Origin of the sequence: Acetonema longum DSM 6540 (assembly GCF_000219125.1) — a bacterium.
GTDB classification, from domain to species: domain Bacteria; phylum Bacillota; class Negativicutes; order Sporomusales; family Acetonemataceae; genus Acetonema; species Acetonema longum.
In genome coordinates this window covers 1-21,902 of the sequence record NZ_AFGF01000162.1, presented here as the reverse complement: position 1 = coordinate 21,902, position 21,902 = coordinate 1, and the positions used below count along the sequence as shown (strand labels likewise).

Genomic DNA, 21,902 nt, shown 5'->3' with positions numbered 1-21,902 from the left:
TGTTCCTGTTCTTCACTTGTTCTAAGGTTGTTTTATTTCAAAGGCGCTGAGCTTTTCCCGGATTAATTCCGCCCGGTATCGGTCGCGGGCAGCCGGATCATTCTCGCCGCCGGACCGTTTCTGAAGAAAATTAGGTCGGGTAGCTACCAACAGCTCATTAAATATTTCCGCCGGCAGGTTTTCAATAATTTTCAGATCAATGCCCAGCCGCACTTCACTGAGCATGGCCAAGGCTTCCTGGCCGGATATGCTCCGGGCGAAGCGCAGTATGCCATAAGCCCGCCAAATCCGGTCCGCCAGCAGACTTCGGGATTCAGCCATCAGAGCGGACCGGGCCGCCCGTTCCTGATCTACCACCTGCTGCACCACACTGGTGAGGTTCTCAATGATCTCAGCTTCACTGTAGCCCAAGGTCAGTTGGTTGGAAATCTGAAAGATATTGCCCACCGCCTCGGTGCCTTCACCGTAGATGCCCCGTACCGCCAAACCCAGCTGGGTTGCGGCATTCACCACCCGCTGAATTTGTTTGGTCAGCACCAGGACCGGCAGATGCAGCATGGCTGAGGCCCGCAAGCCGGTGCCAATATTGGTGGGACATGAAGTCAGATACCCCAGGCGCTCACTATAGGCATAGTCATGCTCCGCTTCCAGGACGTCATCCACCCGGTCGGCTAAAGCGAATGCCTCCGAGAGATTGGCCCCCGGCATCATGCATTGAACGCGCAGATGATCTTCTTCATTGACCATGATGCTGACCATTGAATCATCCCGTACTAAGAGCGCCCTGCCTTTAGATTCCTGTACATGGTTGGGGCTGGTGATATGTTTTTCCACCAGAATGAGCCGATCCAAGGGTGTAAGCTGTTCCAGCGGTATAAACAGATATTCATGCCGATCTGATGCGGCCAAAGCAGAAACCGACTGGTGGATTTGGTCGGCGGTTTGCTGCAGTTGGCCGGCCTCCGCCCGGCCGGGAAAAGGAATGTCAGCCAGATTTCTGGCCAGACGAATCCGACTGGATAGGACAATATCGCCGTCTTTGGCGCCGGGCTTCATCCAGGATACCTGAGGCTGATCCAGCAAGTCTTGCAGCAACATTTATTTTCCCCCCTCCGACATGTTTCTTTCCAAGCCCTTAATCTCATCCCGGACTTTGGCTGCCTGCTCATATTCTTCCCGGGCCACTAGCTGCTCCAGGGTCTTTTTCAACTGCTTAATTTTCTGTCTGGCTACCAAAGCGCCGCCGGTACGGCAAGGCACTTTGCCGGTATGGGCGCTGGCGCCATGCACCCGGCGCAGTAAGCGCTCCAGCCGGTCGGCGTAAGTGGTGTAGCACACGCTGCAGCCGATTTTGCCGTTTTGGCTGAAATCGCTATAGGTCATGCCACAGTTAGGGCAGGCAATTTCATTTTTGACGGCAGGACTGCCGCCGTCGATCATGCCATGAGTAAACATGCCTTTAAGAAAATCATGCACCGAAAAACTGCTGTCCAGAGCAAACTGAAGTTCACCGGCATTTTGGGCGCATTGCTCACACAAGTGTTTTTCTACTTTTTGATTGTTAACAATCTTGGTAATATGCACACAGGCCGGCCGTTTTTTGCAGTCATCACAAAGCATATAAAACTCCCTCCTGATATATGTGATTGAGCGTTCTCTTTCCATCTCTACAGATTCATGAGACGCCCCAGCAAGGACCGTAAGACCTCTATCTTTTGACGTTCGTCCAAGGCCTGACCGAATATCTCGAATACCCCGGTCAACAGAACCGCTTCGCGGGCACTGACCATGCCATTATCCCGCAGGCGGCCAATGATTTCCACCACATCTTCCGGCCTGGCCGGACCGGGTTCCTGGCGCCGCACCTCAAACTGCAGGACATGACCGGCAGGAATACGGGCAATGCGGATAAATCCGCCTGACCCCCGCCGTGACTCTACATAAAAGCCACGCTCACTGGTAAACCGGGTGCTGAGAACATAACTAATCTGTGAAGGAGCGCAGGCCAGCTCGTCGGCTAAATCATTGCGCTGCAGCAGCACAATCCCGCCCCCATGGTCCGAGAGCTTTCGCAAGATAAATTCTTCAATCAAATCAGCCAAGTTTGGCATATGCTTTACCTCCTTTTCCAGAGAGATGCAGGGCATCTTTCTTAGTATTCCGGTAAATAGCAGGCAGTATAACCGTGTATTGACTTTTACTGACTTTTGATTTTATTTTATTTGACTTTTTGACTTTTAGCAATAAGATATAATAACCAATATATCCGATAGCATAGGATTTAGTAAAACTATCTCACTCTGACGCTTTATTTCGTCTCATTTCACAATAATAAGGCCCCGGTTGTCTAATCCCTGCAAACACCCCCCGTATCTGAAGTCGGGGCTCTTGCGGAATGTCGAGCATCCGGGGCTTCTCACCTATCTAATGGACTTCTCTGCCTTTTACAACACTTCCAGCACCAAAAACTTCAGATAACTCGTCTCATCCGAGGCTGGCAGTATCGGATGATCTTTTGCCTGAGTGCGGTACTCCACCTGGCGGATGGTGCGGTGGGCGTCGTGGGCGGCTTCCTGGACTACGGCGCTGAACAGGTCCCGCTGCATGTGATAGGAGCAGGAGCAGGTAATGAGGAAGCCGCCGGATTTCGTGAGCTTCAGGCCCCGCAGGTTGATTTCCTTATAGCCGCGTACTGCCCCTTCCAGGGCGTGGCGGCTTTTGGTGAAGGCCGGGGGATCCAGAATGACTACGTCGAACTGGCGCTTTTCGTCGGACATGCTGCGCAGTACGTCAAAGGCATTACCCACCATGAACTCGCATTTGTCGCTGACCTGATTGAGGGCAGCGTTCTTTTTGGCCACCTCAATGGCCTGTTCAGAAATATCCACGGCAGTTACTTCTTTCGCGCCGTAGACAGCAGCATGGACGCTGAAAGATCCTGTATGACAGAAACAGTCCAGCACAGTGGCGTCTTGCATCAAGGGTTTGATGGCAGCGCGGTTTTCCCGCTGATCGTAGAAAAAGCCGGTTTTCTGGCCCAGGTCAATATCGGCATAAAAGGGCAGACCATTCTCCCGTACCTGAATCAGGGTTGGGAAACGGCCTTTTAAATAGCCCTTTTGCTGGGGCAGGCCTTCCAGTTCCCGTACCGGCACATCATTGCGTTCATAGATGCCCTCAGGCTGAAACATTTCATCCAGGATCGACACGATCTCCTCCTTATATCTGTCGATCCCCAGAGCCAATGTCTGAATCACCAGGTACCCGCCAAACTTATCAACGATCAGCGCCGGTAAAAAGTCAGCTTCAGCAAACACCAGCCGGCAGTATTCCGGCTCAGCTAAAAACCTCTGCCGGTACTGCCAGGCGTGAGCAATGCGTTTGCGGAAAAATTCACGGTTAATGATTTCCTGCTCGCGGCTCAATATCCGCACGAGAATCTGGGAGCGGGGGTTGATATAGCCCCGGCCGATAAACCGGTGGCGAAAGTTATAGACATCAACAATATCCCCCGGCTCAAAGTCCCCTTCCACATAGTCCACTTCCGATTGATAAACCCAGGGGTGCCCATTTTCCACCCGGTGCTGAGCGCCTTTGCGTAATAATACCTGCGCATATTTGTCCATATTTCTTGCTCCTTTTTTCGTACGGATATATTATTATTGTAGGCGCTCTTGCCGGTTGCCTATTTACTGTTCAGAACTTTTTGGGCAAAGTCATAGCCCATCTGATAACAACGCTGGATCTCCGCTGGGTCGGGAATCCATTTTATGGCCAAACCAGGCTCCACCTGCATGCCGGCTTGTTGCATCATTTCTTCCAGGGCAGCCTGTGCTCCGCCTGCCCAGCCGTAAGCGCCAAATGCCGCCGCCAGCTTGCCGGCAGGACGCAGCCCCTTCATGTACAGCATTAAGGCGCCGATATTCGGCAGCATACCATTATTTAATGTGGATGAACCCACAATCACCCCGCGGGCTTCTAAAACTTCCTTCAGGACCGAACTGCGGTCAGACAGGGACATGCGATAGAGCTTGCCATTGACGCCGGCAGCAGCCACTCCTTCCAGGATATACCGGGCCATGGTCTCGGTGCTGCCCCACATGGTATCGTAAGCGATGACCACTGTGTCCCGAGTCTTGCCGCTCCCCCAAAGCTCATATTTGGCAAGAATTTCCGGGATGTGATCCCGCCAAACTACTCCGTGACTGGGAGCAATGAGCTTGATGGGCAGCTCTTTAATCTTAGGCAATGCCTTTGCGACTAACTTGCTGAAGGGCATCAAAATGTTGGCGTAATACTTAGCTGCTTCATACAGTACGTCAGGCAGATTATTTTCCCCGTCGAAGCGCTTGGTGGTGCAGATATGCTGTCCGAAAGCGTCGTTTGAGAATAAAATCTGGTCTTTGTCCAGGTAACTGGCCATGGAATCCGGCCAGTGCACCATCGGCAAGGGGATAAACCTCAGGGTTTGATTTCCTAAAGCAAGGCTGTCGCCTTCTTTTACCACCTGGAAATCATACTGCTTTTGATAATGCTTCACCAAACCGTCTTTGCCCTGCTGCGTCAAAATAACCTTGGCCTGGGGCATATGCTCCATGATGGCCGGCAGAGCGCCGGAATGGTCCGGCTCAATATGATTGACAACAACATAATCAATTTTAGCCGGATCGACAATATCACGGATACGAGCCAATAATTCTCCGGCGAAAGGAGCTTTCACAGCATCAATCAGGCAGATCTTTTCGTCAACAATCAAATAGGAGTTGTAAGTGACACCACCCGGGGTGGCATACCCGTGAAAATCCCGTAGATTCCAGTCAACCGCCCCGACATAATACACGCCTTTTGTTAATTGCACCCGGTTCATCGGATCACTCCATTCACTTTACATTTGTAGTGTAACCTGTTCGGCTATTTTTGCTGCGGATCATTTTGCTGCTATAGACAGAATTGTACCTGAACCGCTATATTCCTGCTATATTTTTGAAAAAAATCATATCTTCCCTCTAAACTGCACATATTAAAAAAACATCTTTACAATCCAGTCCAACGGATATATAATGAAAAACTGTATAAACAATATAATATCCGGCGTAATACAGATATTCCCCTGGAAAAATCACGTTTTTCACTAGAAAAGGTTTGAATTTTGGTCTTTTTTCAGGAACAATTACGCCTCCCCCCCAAAAATTTTAGTAAAAAGGGGCGATGTTGATGAAAGCAATTGGTAAACATCTCACCGTCGACATGTACGGCTGCAGCTTCGAAATTCTTGACGACATGGAATACGTCAAAGATGCCATGATGACTGCAGTCCGGGAAGCAAACATGACTCTACTGAACTTCTCGGCTCACAAATTTGAACCGCAGGGCTTGACCGCTTTAGCCCTTTTAGCGGAAAGCCACATGAGTATCCACACATATCCTGAACTGGGTTACGCTGCTGTAGATGTATTCACATGCGGCGACCATAGCCGCCCGGATAAGGCAGTATTCATCCTCAAAAAATTTCTGAAGCCGGAAAGAACGAAAACCTATCATATCAAACGCGGTGACTTTGGCTCGGAACGGGATATGAAACCAAAAGTCAAAGTAAGCGCCGGCGCCATATACAGGGTGCGCAGCACCGGCGCCAAGGTGTTCCGTTTCCTGGCCCGTGCAAAATAAAAACAGGACGGATATGAAAATATGATGGATGACCGATAAAAGGCAGTTTGTCTCAAATGACAAACTGCCTTTTGCGTATCCGGTCCTACATAAACTGTTTGGTTTTTACATTATACCGGGCCTCATTCAGCGTCCAATCAGTTCCGCGGGCGGAGCAGTGCACATTTCCCTGGAATTCAGCAATCTTAGTTTCCCAATTAAACTCCACCCGATCGGCGCTAATCCCCACAAGACCGTCTTGGAAATCAATTTCATCGGTCAGCGTAACTCTTTTCTTTCTGAAATTAGCGTAGATCGTACTGCCGGTTAAGGTAATATCATGGTCTGCTTCCGCATATCGGACGCCGCCGGCACCCCAAACCTCGACCATATTGGTCTTAGCAGTTCCCATAGTAACAACACGGTTTTTATGGGCAATATACACGTTTCCTTTAAGTACATGGACCCCCTGGGCAATATCATAATACTGCTTATCCGCTTTGATGACCGGCATAGCTGCCTGAACCGCAGGCAAAGGTATGGCCCATACGGCGACGGCCAGCAGGATGCCAAGGAACCCCTTCAGCTTCATAGCCATCCCCCTTTCAGCATAAATAGCCGGATACACTGCTACGATTATGTAGCGCAAAAAAGTGCCTGAACTTCGACGGTCCGGGTACAATTTTATAATAATATATTTCTAAGTCGGATAGCAATCTCCTTTTATTGGTAATCATAGATCACAGCTGGTTCTTTCACTGGTGATGCCACGCTTGCGTAAAATTGCGGCGCCAAAAAGAATGGATTGCCCTCCCTCATCCTTTTGCTTTTACATGGTTGATGGCAACGGCAATCTTCTCCAGGCCGCTTTGCTGTATGGCATCCAAGAGTTCGACGACCTGACCGTGCTTTACATTTTGATCGGCATTGATCACTACGGCCAGGGAGTCTTGGCCTTGTGACTGCTGTCTCAGGCGCATTACCGCCTCCCTGGGAGACTGAACGGGCTCCTTGTCGCAAAACATTTTGCCGTCTTCGGTAATCGTAAGAGTCACCACTGCGGGAATTTTTTCCGGACTGCCCACTGCCTGCGGCAAATTCACCGGTACAGTATATTGCTGAATCATGGATAGGCTGGACAACATAAAAAAAACCAAGAGGAAAAACATGGTATCAATCATCGGGATGATCTCAATCCGCGCCTTGCGGGGCGCCTGACGGGGCAGTCTCATCAGCAGCCCTCCCGGGGTTGCGCCGTGATCATGAGTTCCAGCCGGGTGGCGTATTGCTCAATAGCTTCGGTTTCCCGCTCCACCCAGGCCAAAAAATAATTGTAGGGAATCAAAGTGAGCACGGCTACGGTAATACCGCCGGCGGTAGCAATCAGCGCCTCGGCCACCCCGCCGGTTACGGCATGGGGCTGGCTGGAACCGGACAAGGCCATGATCTCAAAAGAATCGATCATGCCGATAATCGTACCCAGCAAGCCCAACAGCGGTGAAAGGGTAATAATGGNTCTCCAGAACCGGCACGGCCCCGCTTCATGAAAGTCACTTCGCCCAAAGCCGCCGCTTCCATAGCTTTGGCCGGATTATGCCGGCAATCCAAACCGGCCTTCAGCACTTTGACCAGCGGCAGCGAAGCATCCCGGGCCAATTCCAGCGCCTGGCTCACCTTGCCTTCTCCCGCCAGGGCCAACAGGGCATCCGCCTGCTCTCTCTTACCGGCCTGCCGGATAAACATCCCCCGCTCGATAATAACGGTAACTGCTACCCCGGAACAAATCAGCAGGGGTACCATAACCCATCCACCTTGTATCAAAGTCTCCAACATATTTTTTCCTCTTCCTCTCATCAGATAATCTCGTTCAAACTCATCTGCAGCCTGGAATCTGGAACCGTTCAAAAAGGTTCAGACGCTAGGTAAGAAGAAAGTAAATTCCTTTTCGGATAGGCAACAAAGAAGTAAACAATCTAGAACAAATCTGAAAAGGAATACTTTCTGAACAGCGCGCCCCCAGGAGGCTGAAGTGACGCAGATGGGCCTTTTTCAACGGTTCCCTCAGTCAGTATCCGTGAGGCGGAACCTTATCCGCACCGCATGATAGCCGGCAATCGGCTGACCGTCTTTCATGGCCGGTGCAAAACGCCATTTTTTAACCGCTGCCAGGGCAGCCTCATCCAGCTCGGCAAAGCCGCTGCTTTCCCGGATTGTCACAGTTTCCGGCCTGCCGTCGGTTCCTACCAGAATGTTGACCACGACGCTTCCTTCCCGGCCTTCCCGGCGAGCCGCCATCGGATAACGGGGTTTAGTTCCCTCTAAAATCCTCGCCTGATTCTCGCCGGAGCCGCCTAAACCATCTCCATAGCCTTCCCCGTCTCCTTTCCCTTCCCCTTGGCCAATCCCCGGCTGACCGGCCTGGGGATTGCCTGTCTGAGGAGCAGGAGGGGCCAGAGTCGCCACGGCCGGCTCATCAACAGTATCCGGTAAGGGTTGAGGCTGAGGCTCGGCTACGGTTTCCTCCAAGACCGGTTCCGGCGCCGGCATGGGTGGAACCGGCGCTGCAGCCTCAGCCGTCATGCCGCCCATCTCACCCATGCTTAGTAATCGGACCGGCACAACGTCACTCACAGGCTCAAAGCGGCTGAGAGCGAACGGCGCCACCGACAGAGCGATTCCTGCCACTACATGAAGCAATAAAGAAATCGCGGCCGCCTGTTTATAAGAACACTCGCGCATAAGTGCTACGCCCCCTTTCACGGCTGTGCGTCAGTATATAACTAACGCTGGTGTTTAGCCTGAAATAACAGATAGATAAAATAAGGGATCCCAATCAGGGATATAATAACTCCCACTGCGATTTCCACCGGAGCAAACAGATTTCTGGCAATAAAGTCAGCGGCCAGAACCAGCAGCATACCGCCAACGGCGCAGGCGGGGATGACCCGATCATGCCGGATGCCCACCAATTGTTTGACGATATGAGGTACAATCAGCCCGACAAAACTAATGCTCCCTGCCACGGACACACAGGCGCTGACCAAACCGGCGCTGCATACGAGCAAAATAATTTGCTCTTTCTCCACAGCCACCCCCAGGCTCCTGACATTGCCCTCATCCAGGCCGAACAGGTCCAGGATAGGTCCTTTCAGGAAAATCACCGGACACAGCAGCAAAAACCAGGGCAGCATGGAAAATATATAGTCCCAGTTGGCGTGAAGCAGGCTGCCCAGCCCCCAGACCGTAGCACTGTGAAAATCAGCGGGATTCATTTTCAAGGTAATGTACAGGGAAAGGGCTCCAAACCCCGAACCCAGGGCAACACCTGTCAGTAAAAAACGCTGGGGATCCATACGGCCGTTTTTCCAGCCAAACAGATAAATTAAGGCTACGGCCCCCAGTCCTCCGGCCAGCCCGAAAAAAGGCATGGCCAGGATAGCCCTCCAATCAGTTCCCATCAGCTTCCCCTGATAAAAGAACATAAAGATGACAATCGCCAATCCGGCTCCGGCATTGATCCCCAGCAGACCGGGATCAGCCAGGCCGTTGCGGGAAATCCCCTGAAGCACGGCGCCGGCTATGGCTAAGCCCGCCCCTACCAATGCCGCAATGACGATCCGGGGCAAGCGAAAATCATAAATGAGCACTTCATGTTCCCGGACGGTCTCCAGTCCCAGAAAAATCTTCCCCAGGTCCACAAGGGTCAGTTCAAAGATGCCATAACTCAGGCTCAGGCAGACAGTAGCCGCCACTAAGAGGATACCTGTGATCATGGTGCCGGTAAAGCGGCTTGTACTTTGCCTATGCATAATTCCGGTCTCCCTTTTTTCTCGCCAGGTAAAGGAAAAACGGCACGCCGACCAGTGAGGTGATAACTCCGACCGGCGTTTCAAAAGGAAAGTTCAAAAACCGGCTGAGTATATCGGAAACGGCCAGAAAAACCGCTCCCAAAACTCCAGAGCAGGAAATAATCCATTTATAGTCAGCCCCTGCCAGGTAGCGTACAATATGCGGTACAATCAGCCCCACAAAGGCAATTTTTCCCGCCAGAGCCACAGCGCTGCCAGTCAGCAGCATCACAGCCCCGGCGGCGGCAATCTTTACGACCCTTGTACGCTGCCCCAGGCTGATTGCCACTTCCTCTCCCAGAGAGAGAATGGTAACAGACTTAGAAAGCCACAGGGCAATCATCAATCCTGCGATGATAAACGGCAGCGCCAGTTCCACCAGCTCCGGCCGGAGCTGGTGCAGCCGGGCATTATACCAAAAGCTGATATCCTGGGATATTTGGAAATAAACCGCCAAGGCAGCAGCCAAACTGCTTAAAAAGGTTCCGGTGATTGCTCCCAATACAGCCAGCCTTAAAGGCGACAGCCCTCCCGGCAGCATGGCCCCCAGGCCGTAAACCACGCCTGCGCCCAACGCCGATCCGGCGAAGGACATTATCATGAGCTCCAGATCGGAGGCCTGAGGCAGCAGGATCATATTCAGAGTAACCGCCAAAATCGAACCGTCACTGATGCCCATAATGCCGGGGGAAGCCAGATAATTTCTGGTGATTCCCTGCATCAGCGCTCCCGAGACCGCCAGGGCCCCGCCGATCAGCAGGGTTCCCGCTATGCGGGGCAGACGCGAACTGACAATAATCTGATGGTCCAGGTTACCCGGATCAAATTGCAGGATGGCTGCCTGAATAACGGCTATATCAATGGACTTGGCGCCGAAATAGATGGACAGGATAATGCAGGAAAGCACCAGCAACGGTGAAGTCAGCAAAATCCCATATCCCGTCAAGTTGGTTACACGCATGAAATTCCTCTCGCCTTTCCGTATTTAAAAGAATATCAGCCCTTGTAGCGCCAACTTTACTGGTGCAGTTTTTCCAGAGCCGCTTCTAAAAATTGAATTTTCCCGCCGATGGCCACCCCCTGTATCAGCGGGTCCACGACATTCACGAATACCCGGTTATTTTTCATCGCTTTCAGGCTGCGCCAGATGGGATTCTGTTGCAGATTCTCCACTGCCTGAGGATGAGCCGGGTTTTCTCCCGCCGCATACTGTAAAAAGATATAATCCGGGTCCATTTCGCTGAACTTTTCCAGGGAAATGAGTTCCTGATACTTAACGGCCCGAATTTCCGCCGGCACCGGCAAACCCAGATCGGTATAGAGAACGTCGTTGAAAAACACATGGGCGGGATACACGGAAATGCTGCCGACCCGGATGCGTATGGCCACCACTTTTTTATCCTTTACCCTTGCCGGCAAATGGTCTTGGGCCGCCGCAGCCTTCTGCCGGTACTGCCGGATCATCGCTTCCGCCTTGTCCCCGGAGCCAGTCAGTTCCCCCAAAAAACGAAGATTGGCCTCACCGTCCCCGGGGAAATGAGACAAGGGGATGGTTGGGGCTATCTTTCCAAGCTGAATGGCTGTAGCCGCTGGAAATTTATCACTGCTGATAATCACATCGGGCCTAATTTGCAAAAGAGTCTCAAAGCTGGGCTGCATCCGCTCGCCTATGGGTTTGGCTTCCTGAAGAATGTCCGCAAAGATCGCCGGAAAAGTGCCGCCGATGCTCATAGACCCGACCGGCTTCACTCCCAGCGCCAGCAGGTCCTCCAGCCCCTCCAGGGCCCCGGTGACCACGATTTTCTCAGCCTTGACCGGCAGCGTATATTCCTTGCCCAGATACTGCACCACCCGTGAAGCCGGCTTTTCGGCAGCAGGCATTGCGGCGTCTCGCGCCTGGGAACCGCAGCCGGCAGCATAAACACCTAAGCTTACCGACGTCAACAGCATCAGGCCCCAGGTCCGTAATCCCTTTCTCATATGCTCCATTCCTCGCTTCTATACTTATGAAAATAATTTAACACAGAAATCCATCCATGTAAATGAATTTGATAGTCATTTTCATTATTCTGCTAACACGCACCAATTTTTTTCCCTGCCCGCAGGAGGCTGAAGTGACGCAGATGGACCTTTTTCAACGGCCCCCCTGGGCTTCGTTGATCCATAGATTGATGAGATGCACCGCGCCGTGAAAGCCGACAAAGGGCGGTTCATAAGGATGCAAACGCCATTTGGTATCCGGGCTGGAAATTTGCAGCTCCCGGTTCCGTCCCGCCCATTCCAGAGCCTCGCCGCTGGCCATGATAAAGCCCTTTTTCTGCTCCTGAATCGCCTTTGACCATTGTTCTTCCGTAAAATAGGGAATATCCTCACCGGCCATATCAGGACAGTCGCACCAGCAAGCCCCTTTTACCAACGAGAGCTCGCCGCAGCCAAAGGCCAGAATACCCTTGATCACATCGGCATGTCCCCCCAAAGATAATATGGCTTCCTCAGGATGAGACCGTACGATGTGCTGAAAAGACGGCATTACCGGCGTAAGCTGCCGCCGCAGGGTTTCTCTCTCTGCTTTCAGGAAGGAGCTATCCACCTTGAGACCGCATATCGCGGCGATTTCCGTCAGCCAGCGGCCAGTGCCTTCAATGCCGTAGGGCCGTCCCGCAAAGTACGGTGTCCCGAACCGCTGCTGGAGATGACGCGCGGCGGGCTCTCCTTCCCGGCGTATCACCAGATTGACATGAGCCCCGCCCATATTTTCGATCTGAGATACCGATGCATCCGAGGTCATGACGCACAGAGGCTCTATGCCGAAAGCCCCTGCCATCAGGCGGATCATCTCGCCGGCATCAGCCTGAAACCGGAACAAGTCGGCGCAGGAGCCAATAATGTTAAAAGTGGGCCGGGGTGTCCGGCCTACCTCTGCCGGCAGGGTCCGGGCCAGCAACAGCAGCGCCTCCTGTACGCCCTGGTGGTGGATAACGTCAAAACCGCCCTGCCCAAAGGGCAGCAGGCGAACGTCCGGATAGTCCGGCTGCACTTCCTCACAAAAAGCGGCAATATCCGTCCCGATCACTTCAGGGATCGCCGAGGGCAAAAGAAAAATCACCCGCGGCTGATCCTTTTGGATCACATGATCGATAGTCTCTTTCAGTCTGCCGGTATCGCCAAAAGCAATATCCGTTTCGTCGATATGGGTTGAGTAGAGCTTGCAGCCCTCCTGGACCCCGGCTCGTTTCAGGGTCAGGCCGCTGTACAGCATGTGCCCCATACAGCCGAATTCTACTAAAGCCGCGCCGCGAATGCCGGCCAGAGTCCAAAGCGTGCCCATGCGTCCTGATGCTGGAGGTTTAAACCGATGCAGCCCCATTGCCAGTTCCTCCTTTCCCTATATCCCGCTGGTCTAATATGCGTAAGATTCTTTGCAACAGGCCGCCGGTTCGACCGTACCCTGTTTGCCCGTAAAAATCAAGCATTTCCGGCACACAGGGGATGGTTTTGCTGCGTTCCGGCAAATAGCCAAAACATACATCAATGTCCAGCTTTTCCAGAATCGAAAGCTCAGCTTCAATATTCACCATACGGCAGATCAAGGGGTCCTGTCCCCGGCTAATGAGCTCCAGGGCATGGTCTTTATCCTCCGGGTAATATTCTTCCATATGCAGCAGCACAGGCTCCATACCGAGTTTGGCCAGATAAACGGCCAGGGGAAGGGGCATATCCAGCCGCAGCGAAAAAGCGTAACGAAGTCCCTTCACCCTTTCCCCGACCTGCTTCTCCAGGGCAAGAGCCTGCCGGCGTTCTTCTTTCCAGGTCTCATCCCCCCAGGCAAGGCCTAAATCTGCCGCCAGAGCCTGATAGGTCCGGTCAATGCTCTCTGCATCATAAAGTATGTGCAGAGGAATATAGGGAATGCCAAATTCCCGTTCCATTCTGACGGCCAGGGGCTGCATGAAGGGAGAAACCACCAGATTGAGCCTGGCATCGGTTGCACTTTGAAAATCTGCCAGGGATGCGCCCGGGGCCAAATAGCGCAAAGAGAACCCCTGCCGGTTAAGCTCAGGCAGTATAGAAGGCAGGGGGATGTGCTCTTCATCCGGAGAGCGGCCCAGCACATTGATCCGGGTCTTATCGGTTTCTTTCGCCGCCATCAGCCGGCCCAGTGCCTCCATAGTCTTCCATGAACCGGGCGGATAGCTGACGTTCTTGAACTGGCCCAGCATAACGAAGGTGACCCGGGCGGACAATTCCGGTTGCACTTCGTGCAGAATTCCCTCTATATCTTCCCCGATCAGTTCCGGCACACAGGTGACGATCAGCAGAATAGCCTTGGCCCCGGCCCGATCCATCTTTTGGAGAGCATTGATCAGACCCTCCCGGCAGCCAAAAACCACTTCCTGCTCCTCCAGCACATACAGCCAGTGCAGTTCCCCGTGTTTTCCCTCCGGGTAGGGATTAAACAGCCGGGAGTGAGTGGTGCACTCAGGCATTCCCACCAGCAGGGAGGAAAGCCCTTCAATCCCTTCTACGATGACCGAGGCAATGCGCATGGGGCAATGCGATCCGGGGGAAACGGCAGGCGTAAGAAACTGGATGCCGCTGCTGGACCTTACCGCTGACAGGCGCTTTAGGCGGCTTAACTCGTTCATGGTTTCGCCCCTCCTTCCGGCTGGTCCTTAATCAGGTCATAAGAAATGCAGGTTGGCCGGCCTGTGCGGGGCTCGGTGATAATTTGGGCGTCAATATGGAAAGCTTGCCGCAGCACTTCAGCGGTCATCACTGCCTCCGGCGCGCCATGGCAGATAATCTCCCCGCCCCGGATGGCCACCATATAGTCGGCAAAACGGGCGGCCAGGTTTAAATCATGCAGTACCATCACAATCGTACAGCCTTGTTCCCGGTTCAGGCGATGGAGCAGTTCCAGCACTTCCAGCTGATAGGACAAATCAAGATAAGTCGTCGGTTCGTCCAATAAGATCAAATCGGTTTGCTGGGCCAAAGCCATGGCGATCCAGACTCGTTGGCGCTGTCCGCCGGACAGGCTGTCCACTGCCGTAGTATCCAGGACGGCAAGTTTGGTGACCTCAAGAGCCCAATCGATGATCTTTTTATCAGAGGTCTTTAGCTTGCCAAAACTCCGTTGGTGGGGAAAGCGGCCATAGGATACCAGTTCCCCCACCGTAAGCCCTGCCGGGGCCTGGGGAAACTGCGGTAATATGGCCATTTTCTGCGCCACCTCCCTGGTGGAAAGGCGGCGGATATCCTCTCCGTTTAAGTACACCAGGCCTTTTTTCGGTTTCAGGATGCGTCCTACGGCTTTAAGCACCGTAGATTTTCCGCAGCCGTTGGGGCCGATAATCGTGGTGATCTTGCCCTGGGGAATCTGTAGTTCCAGGTCGGTTACCACCAGGTTGTCTTCATAAGCCACGGCCAGATTTTCCGTTACAATGCTGTTCATGAAACTTATCACCCTTTCATTATGATGATTCCGGCATCCGGTTATCTGGTTCTCGCCAGCAGGTAAAGAAAGTAGGGCGCGCCGATCATCGCCGCCATAATGCCGGCCGGAATTTCTGCTGGCTGCATGATTCCTCTGGCCAGAGTATCCGCCGCCGAAAGCAATGCCGCGCCGATCAGCCCGCAGGCAGGCAACAGTATAACGTGCTTCGGCCCCACCAGCCGCCGGGCCAAATGGGGCGCAATTAGCCCGATAAAGCCGATGCTGCCGCTGACTGCCACGCAGACTGCAGCCAAAGCTACCGCAGCGGCCAAAAGCCTCCGCCGTTCCTTTTCTACCCCAAGGCCCAGACTGACAGCTGTCTCATCGCCAAAGCTGAGCACATCCAGCACACGGGATTGCATCAGCACATAGGGAATCAAAAGCAACATCCAGGGCAACAATGCCAGGATAAATTTCCAGTTGCTTCCCCAGATGCTGCCGGCTTGCCACAGAGCCACAAAATCGAATTGGGTATCATCCAGCTTAACAACCAGCACGGTGGTCAAAGCCGAAATCCCCGCCTGCACCGCCAGTCCGGTCAGAATCAGGCGCAAGAGAGCGACACCATCGCTTGGTTTAAAAGCCAGCACATAGATCATAACCGCCGTAATGCCTGCCCCGGTCAAGGCCAAAAAGGGCAGAGTCAGCACCGACAAAAAGGACTGGGCACCAAAAAACAGCACATAAAGGATCACCATCAACCCCGCCCCGGCATGAATCCCCAGCAAACCCGGGTCGGCCAGTGCATTCCGGGAAATCCCCTGGACGATGCATCCGGACAGGGCCAGTCCAGCCCCAACCAGCACGGAGATCAGAATGCGGGGCAGCCGGAACTGAAACAGGATCAGGGTTTCCCGCTCTGTGCCGTCCCCCATGAGCGTCCTTAAAGTATCCATGGGCGAAAGCGGAATGTATCCGATATTCATGCTGACGATCAGCGAGAGGATCAGAAGCGCGGCGCAGGAAGCCACAATAACGGCATGGCGCAGGGCAATTTTTCGTTGATAAAGCTCATGATTGGTTTGCCGTTCGGCCATCACAGAGCCCTCCTTTGCCGGCGGGCCAGATACAGGAAGAAGGGAACGCCAATCAGGGAAATCAGCGCGCCGACAGGGATTTCAAAAGGCGGGGTCAGCGTCCGCGCCCCCAAATCCGCTAATACCAGTAAGAAAGCGCCCAGAACCGCCGAAGCAGGGATAATCCAACGATAATCCACCCCTATCAGGAACCGGGCCAGATGAGGCACCATCAGGCCCACAAAGCTCACCGCCCCCAGGACCGACACGGCAGTTCCCGCCAGGACCAGCACCAGCAGCGAGCCCAGAATGCTGACCAACACTGTATTCAGTCCCAATCCCTTAGCCACTTCCTCCCCCAGGCTTAGGAGAGTAATGAAACGTGAAAGCGCCACTGCCCCCAATAGCCCAGCTCCAATCCAAGGTGTCATAATGCTGACTTGAGTCCAGTTAGAACCGGCTACGCCGCCTAACGTCCAGAACATGAGATTTTGCGCCACGTTAAAATACAGTGCCACACCTTGGCTAAGGGCGGTCAGCAAAGCGCTGACCGCCGCCCCTGCCAGCACCAGGCGCATGGGTAACGCGCCGCTGCGTCCCAGAGAGGCGATGCCGGTCGCCAGCACCCCGCCGAACGCCGCCCCTAAAAAGGAACACAGGATGAGTTTCAGATACCCCAGATGCGGAAAAAAAGCAAAACACAGAGACAGGGCAAAGCCCGCCCCGGCGTTTAACCCAATCAGCCCGGAATCCGCGAGAGGGTTTCGGGTCATGCCCTGCATGAGAGCTCCAGCCACGGCAAAGGCAGCGCCGGCAAGGGCACTGGCTACCACCCGGGGCAGGCGCAGGTCCGCCACAATCAGGTGACGGATATCTCCCCCGTCAAAGCGGAATAAGGCGTCCCAGACCAGAGGCAGAGAGATGTCTGCTGCTCCCTTGGTGATGGAGAGAGCCATAAGCCAAGCGACCAGCCCCGGCCCCAAGATGATGATCAGCCACGCCGCCAGTGCGCGGCTTTTTTTCTGTGTATGCAATGCCGGTCCCGGCCGTACTGATTCTTGTAGCTGTTTCATTGAGTAGACTGTCCTCCCTGCTGCAGTTCTCCGGCCTGATGCATCAGGGACCGGAATATATCTCGACCAGTTTATCAGCCGTGAGGCGCATGGCCAGCGGTCCGAAGGTATTAAGGGAGTCGTCGAAGTAAAAGACATGTCCCTGTTTTACTGCGTCCAATTCCTGCCATATTGCCCAAGCTTCCTGGTTTTTTACAAATGCCCGGGCCATTTCGCGAGAGTCCTGAAACACGATATAATCAGGGTTCATCTCCGCCACAGCCTCTAACGACATGCTCTCATAGTCATCGGGATAGCCCGCGGGCTTGGAAATGCCGAAGGTTTCGTAATACTGCCTGTTGCCCCGCGAGATAAAGGATTTCCCATCAGTGCGAAACAGTGCCATGGTTTTGTTTTTGTGCTGACTCAGATTCTCTTTAGCCATAGCAATGATTGTCTCGGCTTCCTTAATAAAATCCCGGGCAAAGCCTTCCCTGCCGACGATTTCCGCACAGGCCATCGTCTGGTCCTGCCAGGAAGCGCTAAAGTCCACTAGGATAACCGGAGCGATCTGAACCAGTTGATCATAGACTTTTTCCACATGACGGCCTTTAAATGTAACAATCACGTCCGGATTGGCGGCTAAAACCGCCTCCAGATTCAAATCACGGGAACTGCCCAAGTCCATGACATCAGCTGTTTTAGCGAAGGGTTTCAGCGTCTCCCAGGTTTGCAGCACCTTCATAGCAGTTCCGGCGGAGGCGCCCATGGAGGCAGTCGGCGGCGTCCCCAGCGCAAAGAAGTGTTCCAGATATAAGGAGTGAAGCAGCGCAATCCTTTGGGGCGGCTGCTTTAACAGCACTTTATTGCCGGCAGCATCGATGATTGTCCTGGGCCAGGCGGATTCTTTCATTTCCTGTCCGGGAGCGTTTTTTAATATACCGGCGCCCTTTTTTGCGGGAGTCCCGCCACAGCCGGACAGCAGTCCTGTTAAAAGTACAAGCGAGACCAGCAGTCCCAACAGTCGTTTCATTCTGCTTCCTCCAATCAGAAATGTCAATTTGCGCATAGCCGCCGCCAAGCGACTATGCGCAAAAATGGGTCCGCAGTGTTTAAAATATCCGGCGACAGCCTCTGTTTAGAAATGCATGGTTGCTGATAGCTTAACCGTGCGGGCAGCGCCTAGCGTGACATAATTTTCGGCACTGAAGCAACCTGCCCAGTAATGTTTGTCAAACAGGTTTTCCACACTGAGCCGATATGTGACCGGTACTTTGTTAATCACGCTTTTGTATCGCGCACCGATATCATAGCGCACCCAGTCTGGGATTTCCATGGTGTTGGCATTATTAATATATTGGGACCCGGTATATACGGCCCGCAGCGAAAGCGTTAAATTCTCATCCCACGGCGTGTCCCACTCGACGCCGGCGTTCATCGTCCATTCCGGTACTCCATACGGGGTATTGCCGTTATTAGAGCTTGTAGCGGAATTGACTATCTCGCCTTTCGTATAGGCAATGCCCCCTAAAAGGCGAAGATTTTTCGCGATACTGCCGAAGGTGTTCCACTCAATACCGCGGCTTTTCTGTTCGCCGTCGTAGGAATAAACATTGTTCGTCGTCGTAGAACTGGGCATTGCGATTTGGAAAATAGCCAGGGTATTGGCAAAATTACCTTCGTCCCATTTGACGCCGATTTCATGTTGTTTGGTTTTATAGGGCGCCAGTACTTCATTGGCATTGTCATAGGTTATACCGACCACAGTTCCCGGGGAAAGCGCCTCAATGTAATTGGCGTAGAAGGAAACCGATTCCCCCCATGGCTTGACGACAAGGCCGACCATCGGTGTCGTAGCGTCTGATTCGTAGACACTTGTGGATGTCGGGTTTCCGGTGGCAAGGCTGTTGGCGTACTTATAGGTTGTCTGATCCACATTTTGCCGCCGCGCCCCCAAGGTTAACTGTACTTTATCATCGTCAAAAGAAAGGGTGTCAGACAGAAGAACACTGGAAAGCTCAGTCACGAGGGTCTTGTTGCCCCGGCTTGGTTGCGTCAGGCTATCATAATAGCTGGCAACTGAGATCGGGTTATAAATGTTCGTCGCATAATTACCACTGCCCTGAGTATAAGCATTGGAATAATCCGTATCCACCAAGCTTGTGCCTAAAACGACCTGATGCTTTACCGCACCGGTCTGGAAAGTACTGCGCAGCCCGAAATCGGCGGAAGTGGTCTCTGTCCAAAAGTATTGTTTAAAAACATTCCGAAGTGTTGCCGTTCCATCGGACTGGAGATTCAGAACATGATTGCCGTTGATGAAGCCGGTTGCCTTGGTCGATAATGTACCGATCCCGAAATAAGCGGTTAAATCGTCCTCAACATCATATTCACCTTTAAGCAGGATTCCAGTATTCTCCATCGTGCCATCTGTTCCCCGGTACGCATTGGTCGAGCCGTCCGGCGCTTTTGTATAACCGCTGCCCAGGTAGTACATAGAGCTGGATCCGTTATCATAACTATTTTCCGAATAGTAGGAATCCAGAGACATGCGCCATTTGTCGCTTTGATAATCCACACCCACAGCGCCCAGCAGCCGCTCTTTGGTTTGATCGTCAACTGCGGTTTCACCATCCTCGTAGACACCATTGAAGCGAATGCCCCATTCTTTATTTTCGCCAAACCGACGCCCAAGATCAATATGGCCGCCCAAATGTGAGGTGGAGGTATAGCTGGTGGTAAAGTCAGTGATATCCTCCTCTCCGGCACGCTTGGGCACCAGGTTGATAGCGCCGCCCACCGAAGTGCTTACTCCACCATAAAGAAAGGAAGTGGGACCCTTCAGCACCTCCACTCGCTCGAGAAATTCAACCGGAACATGATGGTGCGGCGCCAAACCCGTCATGCCGTTAAAATAGAGATACTGATAATTCAGTTCTAAACCGCGGATCATATAGTTCTCATTGGTGCCACCGGCAGAGGTGGCAAACCGGACGGAAGGGTCATTGATCAGCACATCGTACAGTGTGTCGGCCTGTTGATCTTCCATGGTTTCAGAGGTATAACTAATAATGTTAAAGGGAGTGTCCATAAAATCCTTATTGCCTAATACGCCGATATTACCGCCGCGCGCCACCTGGCCGCCTGCATAGACGGGAGGCAGCTGGTCACGTTTGGCGGTTACTTCTACTTCTTCCATGGGGGCTTCATTTTTTTCGTCAGCATCGGCCGATTCGCTGCCGGCTTCAGCCGTTTGTTGAGCGTCCTCGGCATAAACAATAGCCGGTGTGTACCAGAACATTTGACTGCCGATCAGAGCATAAACCAGGCACTTTCTGGCTGAGGGGCATTCCTTCTTCTTCAAGCTGTTGTCTCCTTTCCTGGCAGAAATAGATATTTACATCACATCATAATGATAATGATTTTCAATATCGAATTCAGTATATCTAGAATATCAAATATAAAAGGTTGCGTAAATGGAGGAATTTCTATGATAAAAGCCCTGAGACAATAAGGATTGATCAAAAAAATCGGCAAAGAAATGGATATTTTCCGAAACAGGATGAACTTTTCAAAGATAACTGCAATAGCAGGATTCCTCACATCCGGTGCCAAACTGCCGTCAGAAAGGTTGACATCTGCTTCTAAAGTTACTATAGTATAATATTGAGAATGAATATCATCATTACTTATTTGTAAAAGTAAATCAGGAGGCCCGGCGATGCAAGTAGATATTAATCAATTAGCGGGGAATTTCTCCCGCATCTCCTTCCAAATCATTGATGTTATTAAAGCCACCGTCCCGCCGGGGAAGAAATGCCTTGACGTTTTCACACCGGCGGTTTCGGGTCTGATTTTTCCTTTGCAGGGGCGTGCCAGGATGCATTTTGACGGTGTGGCCTACGAGATGTCGCCGGGCAAAATCTTTCACGGCGGTCCCAATATGCCTCTGAATAAAGAGGTAGTTGGAGACGTGGAGTGGAGTTATATGGTAGTCCATTATCAGGTAGCGGATAGTGCCAGGAAAGAATTTCCCCAAGCCTTTTCCCATTATCAACTGGATTCAGGCCATAGTCCCCGCATCCGGGATTTACTCCACCGCCTGCATCACGTTTGCGCCAAACCGGGCAACTTGCCGGCCTTGCAAGCCAAATCGCTGTTTTTTGGCATTCTGGATGAAACCCTGACCTCCGCCGGCAGCCGTTACAACCAGCAGGACCGGGAGCTGGTGGAACAGGCCATCGAATATATGAAGCATCACTACAGAGAACCGTTGACAATAGCTGCCTGGGCCGGACAATATGGCTTAAACAGCAAGCAGTTCGCCTATCTGTTTCAAAAGCATACCGGAATAGCGCCCCTAGATTATTTGATCGACTACCGGGTTCGTCGAGCCAGGGAACTCCTATGCGCCACCTTCAGATCTATAGCGGAAATCTCTACCTGTGTCGGGTACCCTGATCCCTATTATTTCAGTAAATTATTCAAAAAACGTACCGGCTTTACTCCCACTACCCTGAGGGAAAAATTTGGCCTGCGTCGGTCGCTTTAACCTGCATATAAAAATAAAGCCAGCTTTCGAGCCGTACAGTTCGAAAGCTGCTTTATTTTTGTTAACCGGGGACTGTCTATCAACTCAGGCAGCCGCCACCCGCAAGAGATAGGCGCCAGGCATTCATCTGATAAAAAGCAAAAACGCACTCAGAAAGAGTGCGTCAGCCAACCGGCAACTACCTATCAACCCAGGCCGCCGCCAGCCAAGCCGCGGGTGGGCAGAACGGCCCATCTGCGGCGTTAGGGTTCCGGGCGCTCGTTCGACGTACCCCCAGTACAGTCTCTCTTC

At 52.6% G+C, this 21,902-nt stretch carries 21 protein-coding genes; 2 read left to right on the top strand and 19 right to left on the bottom strand.

Annotated features, from left to right (window positions below; translation table 11 throughout):
* Nucleotides 1-21: 21 nt before the first annotated feature.
* The 5 genes from ALO_RS15180 to ALO_RS15160 all read right to left on the bottom strand — a co-directional run bounded on the left by ALO_RS15180 (nt 22) and on the right by ALO_RS15160 (nt 4,867).
* The gene (locus tag ALO_RS15180; RefSeq protein WP_004097467.1) at nt 22-1,098 is read right to left on the bottom strand and encodes a protein arginine kinase; all 1,077 of its coding nucleotides are present in this window, start codon (nt 1,096-1,098) and stop codon (nt 22-24) included.
* Entirely contained in the window at nt 1,099-1,620 is a 522-nt protein-coding gene (locus tag ALO_RS15175; protein WP_004097465.1) for a UvrB/UvrC motif-containing protein, read from the bottom strand.
* 47 nt (nt 1,621-1,667) lie between these two features.
* Nucleotides 1,668-2,111, bottom strand: a complete 444-nt coding sequence (locus tag ALO_RS15170) for a CtsR family transcriptional regulator (protein ID WP_004097463.1) — start codon at nt 2,109-2,111, stop codon at nt 1,668-1,670.
* A 333-nt stretch (nt 2,112-2,444) separates the two neighbouring features.
* Nucleotides 2,445-3,626 (bottom strand): class I SAM-dependent rRNA methyltransferase, encoded by a 1,182-nt coding sequence (locus ALO_RS15165; protein WP_004097462.1) that lies wholly within the window; start codon nt 3,624-3,626, stop codon nt 2,445-2,447.
* A gap of 59 nt (nt 3,627-3,685) precedes the next feature.
* Nucleotides 3,686-4,867 carry an FprA family A-type flavoprotein gene (locus ALO_RS15160; protein WP_004097461.1) on the bottom strand — a complete coding sequence of 394 codons (1,182 nt, stop codon included), beginning with the start codon at nt 4,865-4,867 and terminating at the stop codon, nt 3,686-3,688.
* Nucleotides 4,868-5,214: 347 nt separating this feature from the next.
* Between ALO_RS15160 and speD the strand changes: the two genes are divergently transcribed.
* Nucleotides 5,215-5,667 carry an adenosylmethionine decarboxylase gene (speD, locus tag ALO_RS15155; RefSeq protein WP_004097460.1) on the top strand — a complete coding sequence of 151 codons (453 nt, stop codon included), beginning with the start codon at nt 5,215-5,217 and terminating at the stop codon, nt 5,665-5,667.
* Nucleotides 5,668-5,752: 85 nt separating this feature from the next.
* Here the strand turns inward: speD and ALO_RS15150 are convergent, their stop codons facing one another.
* From ALO_RS15150 to ALO_RS15080, 14 genes are all read right to left on the bottom strand, one after another.
* Nucleotides 5,753-6,238 carry an LptA/OstA family protein gene (locus tag ALO_RS15150; protein ID WP_004097459.1) on the bottom strand — a complete coding sequence of 162 codons (486 nt, stop codon included), beginning with the start codon at nt 6,236-6,238 and terminating at the stop codon, nt 5,753-5,755.
* 223 nt (nt 6,239-6,461) lie between these two features.
* Nucleotides 6,462-6,878, bottom strand: coding sequence for an ExbD/TolR family protein (locus tag ALO_RS15145; RefSeq protein ID WP_004097458.1), 417 nt, complete (start codon nt 6,876-6,878; stop codon nt 6,462-6,464).
* On the bottom strand, nt 6,878-7,132 hold the full coding sequence (locus tag ALO_RS21800) for a MotA/TolQ/ExbB proton channel family protein (RefSeq protein ID WP_050807030.1): 255 nt from the start codon (nt 7,130-7,132) through the stop codon (nt 6,878-6,880). Before ALO_RS21800 ends, ALO_RS15145 begins: the two co-directional genes overlap by 1 nt.
* A 575-nt stretch (nt 7,133-7,707) precedes the next feature.
* Nucleotides 7,708-8,385: an energy transducer TonB gene (locus ALO_RS21015; RefSeq protein ID WP_004097455.1), complete on the bottom strand. Its 678-nt coding sequence runs from the start codon at nt 8,383-8,385 to the stop codon at nt 7,708-7,710.
* 41 nt (nt 8,386-8,426) lie between these two features.
* Complete coding sequence (locus tag ALO_RS15125) at nt 8,427-9,455, bottom strand: FecCD family ABC transporter permease (protein WP_004097453.1); 1,029 nt, start codon at nt 9,453-9,455, stop codon at nt 8,427-8,429.
* Nucleotides 9,448-10,455: a FecCD family ABC transporter permease gene (locus ALO_RS15120; RefSeq protein WP_004097452.1), complete on the bottom strand. Its 1,008-nt coding sequence runs from the start codon at nt 10,453-10,455 to the stop codon at nt 9,448-9,450. Before ALO_RS15120 ends, ALO_RS15125 begins: the two co-directional genes overlap by 8 nt.
* Nucleotides 10,456-10,511: 56 nt before the next feature.
* A complete protein-coding gene (locus tag ALO_RS15115; protein ID WP_004097451.1) occupies nt 10,512-11,474 on the bottom strand; it encodes an ABC transporter substrate-binding protein in 963 nt (320 codons plus the stop codon).
* Nucleotides 11,475-11,628: 154 nt separating this feature from the next.
* A complete protein-coding gene (locus ALO_RS15110) occupies nt 11,629-12,861 on the bottom strand; it encodes a nitrogenase component 1 (RefSeq protein WP_004097450.1) in 1,233 nt (410 codons plus the stop codon).
* Nucleotides 12,842-14,140, bottom strand: a complete 1,299-nt coding sequence (locus ALO_RS15105) for a nitrogenase component 1 (protein WP_004097449.1) — start codon at nt 14,138-14,140, stop codon at nt 12,842-12,844. Before ALO_RS15105 ends, ALO_RS15110 begins: the two co-directional genes overlap by 20 nt.
* On the bottom strand, nt 14,137-14,949 hold the full coding sequence (locus ALO_RS15100) for an ABC transporter ATP-binding protein (protein ID WP_004097448.1): 813 nt from the start codon (nt 14,947-14,949) through the stop codon (nt 14,137-14,139). Before ALO_RS15100 ends, ALO_RS15105 begins: the two co-directional genes overlap by 4 nt.
* 41 nt (nt 14,950-14,990) lie before the next feature.
* Nucleotides 14,991-16,028, bottom strand: coding sequence for a FecCD family ABC transporter permease (locus ALO_RS15095; protein ID WP_004097447.1), 1,038 nt, complete (start codon nt 16,026-16,028; stop codon nt 14,991-14,993).
* On the bottom strand, nt 16,028-17,080 hold the full coding sequence (locus ALO_RS15090) for a FecCD family ABC transporter permease (RefSeq protein WP_004097446.1): 1,053 nt from the start codon (nt 17,078-17,080) through the stop codon (nt 16,028-16,030). The genes ALO_RS15095 and ALO_RS15090 overlap by 1 nt, the downstream gene beginning before the upstream one ends.
* Nucleotides 17,081-17,123: 43 nt before the next feature.
* Entirely contained in the window at nt 17,124-18,092 is a 969-nt protein-coding gene (locus ALO_RS15085; RefSeq protein WP_004097445.1) for an ABC transporter substrate-binding protein, read from the bottom strand.
* Nucleotides 18,093-18,197: 105 nt separating this feature from the next.
* Entirely contained in the window at nt 18,198-20,360 is a 2,163-nt protein-coding gene (locus ALO_RS15080; protein ID WP_050807031.1) for a TonB-dependent receptor, read from the bottom strand.
* Nucleotides 20,361-20,780: 420 nt separating this feature from the next.
* Here ALO_RS15080 and ALO_RS15070 point away from each other — a divergent pair, with 420 nt between their 5' ends.
* On the top strand, nt 20,781-21,611 hold the full coding sequence (locus ALO_RS15070) for an AraC family transcriptional regulator (RefSeq protein ID WP_004097442.1): 831 nt from the start codon (nt 20,781-20,783) through the stop codon (nt 21,609-21,611).
* The last annotated feature ends 291 nt before the right edge of the window (nt 21,612-21,902 follow it).

Bases quoted from the DNA above. Each gene is read 5' to 3' on its own strand.
- ALO_RS15160 (WP_004097461.1), bottom strand. From the start codon at position 4,867: ATGAACCGGGTGCAATTAACAAAAGGCGTGTATTATGTCGGGGCGGTT.
- ALO_RS15080 (WP_050807031.1), bottom strand. From the start codon at position 20,360: ATGTTCTGGTACACACCGGCTATTGTTTATGCCGAGGACGCTCAACAA.
- ALO_RS15115 (WP_004097451.1), bottom strand. From the start codon at position 11,474: ATGAGAAAGGGATTACGGACCTGGGGCCTGATGCTGTTGACGTCGGTA.
- ALO_RS15150 (WP_004097459.1), bottom strand. From the start codon at position 6,238: ATGAAGCTGAAGGGGTTCCTTGGCATCCTGCTGGCCGTCGCCGTATGG.
- ALO_RS15090 (WP_004097446.1), bottom strand. From the start codon at position 17,080: ATGAAACAGCTACAAGAATCAGTACGGCCGGGACCGGCATTGCATACA.
- ALO_RS15070 (WP_004097442.1), top strand. From the start codon at position 20,781: ATGCAAGTAGATATTAATCAATTAGCGGGGAATTTCTCCCGCATCTCC.
- ALO_RS15110 (WP_004097450.1), bottom strand. From the start codon at position 12,861: ATGGGGCTGCATCGGTTTAAACCTCCAGCATCAGGACGCATGGGCACG.
- ALO_RS15145 (WP_004097458.1), bottom strand. From the start codon at position 6,878: ATGAGACTGCCCCGTCAGGCGCCCCGCAAGGCGCGGATTGAGATCATC.
- ALO_RS15175 (WP_004097465.1), bottom strand. From the start codon at position 1,620: ATGCTTTGTGATGACTGCAAAAAACGGCCGGCCTGTGTGCATATTACC.
- ALO_RS15105 (WP_004097449.1), bottom strand. From the start codon at position 14,140: ATGAACGAGTTAAGCCGCCTAAAGCGCCTGTCAGCGGTAAGGTCCAGC.
- ALO_RS15120 (WP_004097452.1), bottom strand. From the start codon at position 10,455: ATGCGTGTAACCAACTTGACGGGATATGGGATTTTGCTGACTTCACCG.
- ALO_RS21015 (WP_004097455.1), bottom strand. From the start codon at position 8,385: ATGCGCGAGTGTTCTTATAAACAGGCGGCCGCGATTTCTTTATTGCTT.
- ALO_RS15125 (WP_004097453.1), bottom strand. From the start codon at position 9,455: ATGCATAGGCAAAGTACAAGCCGCTTTACCGGCACCATGATCACAGGT.
- ALO_RS15170 (WP_004097463.1), bottom strand. From the start codon at position 2,111: ATGCCAAACTTGGCTGATTTGATTGAAGAATTTATCTTGCGAAAGCTC.
- ALO_RS15165 (WP_004097462.1), bottom strand. From the start codon at position 3,626: ATGGACAAATATGCGCAGGTATTATTACGCAAAGGCGCTCAGCACCGG.
- ALO_RS15180 (WP_004097467.1), bottom strand. From the start codon at position 1,098: ATGTTGCTGCAAGACTTGCTGGATCAGCCTCAGGTATCCTGGATGAAG.
- speD (WP_004097460.1), top strand. From the start codon at position 5,215: ATGAAAGCAATTGGTAAACATCTCACCGTCGACATGTACGGCTGCAGC.
- ALO_RS15085 (WP_004097445.1), bottom strand. From the start codon at position 18,092: ATGAAACGACTGTTGGGACTGCTGGTCTCGCTTGTACTTTTAACAGGA.
- ALO_RS15095 (WP_004097447.1), bottom strand. From the start codon at position 16,028: ATGGCCGAACGGCAAACCAATCATGAGCTTTATCAACGAAAAATTGCC.
- ALO_RS15100 (WP_004097448.1), bottom strand. From the start codon at position 14,949: ATGAACAGCATTGTAACGGAAAATCTGGCCGTGGCTTATGAAGACAAC.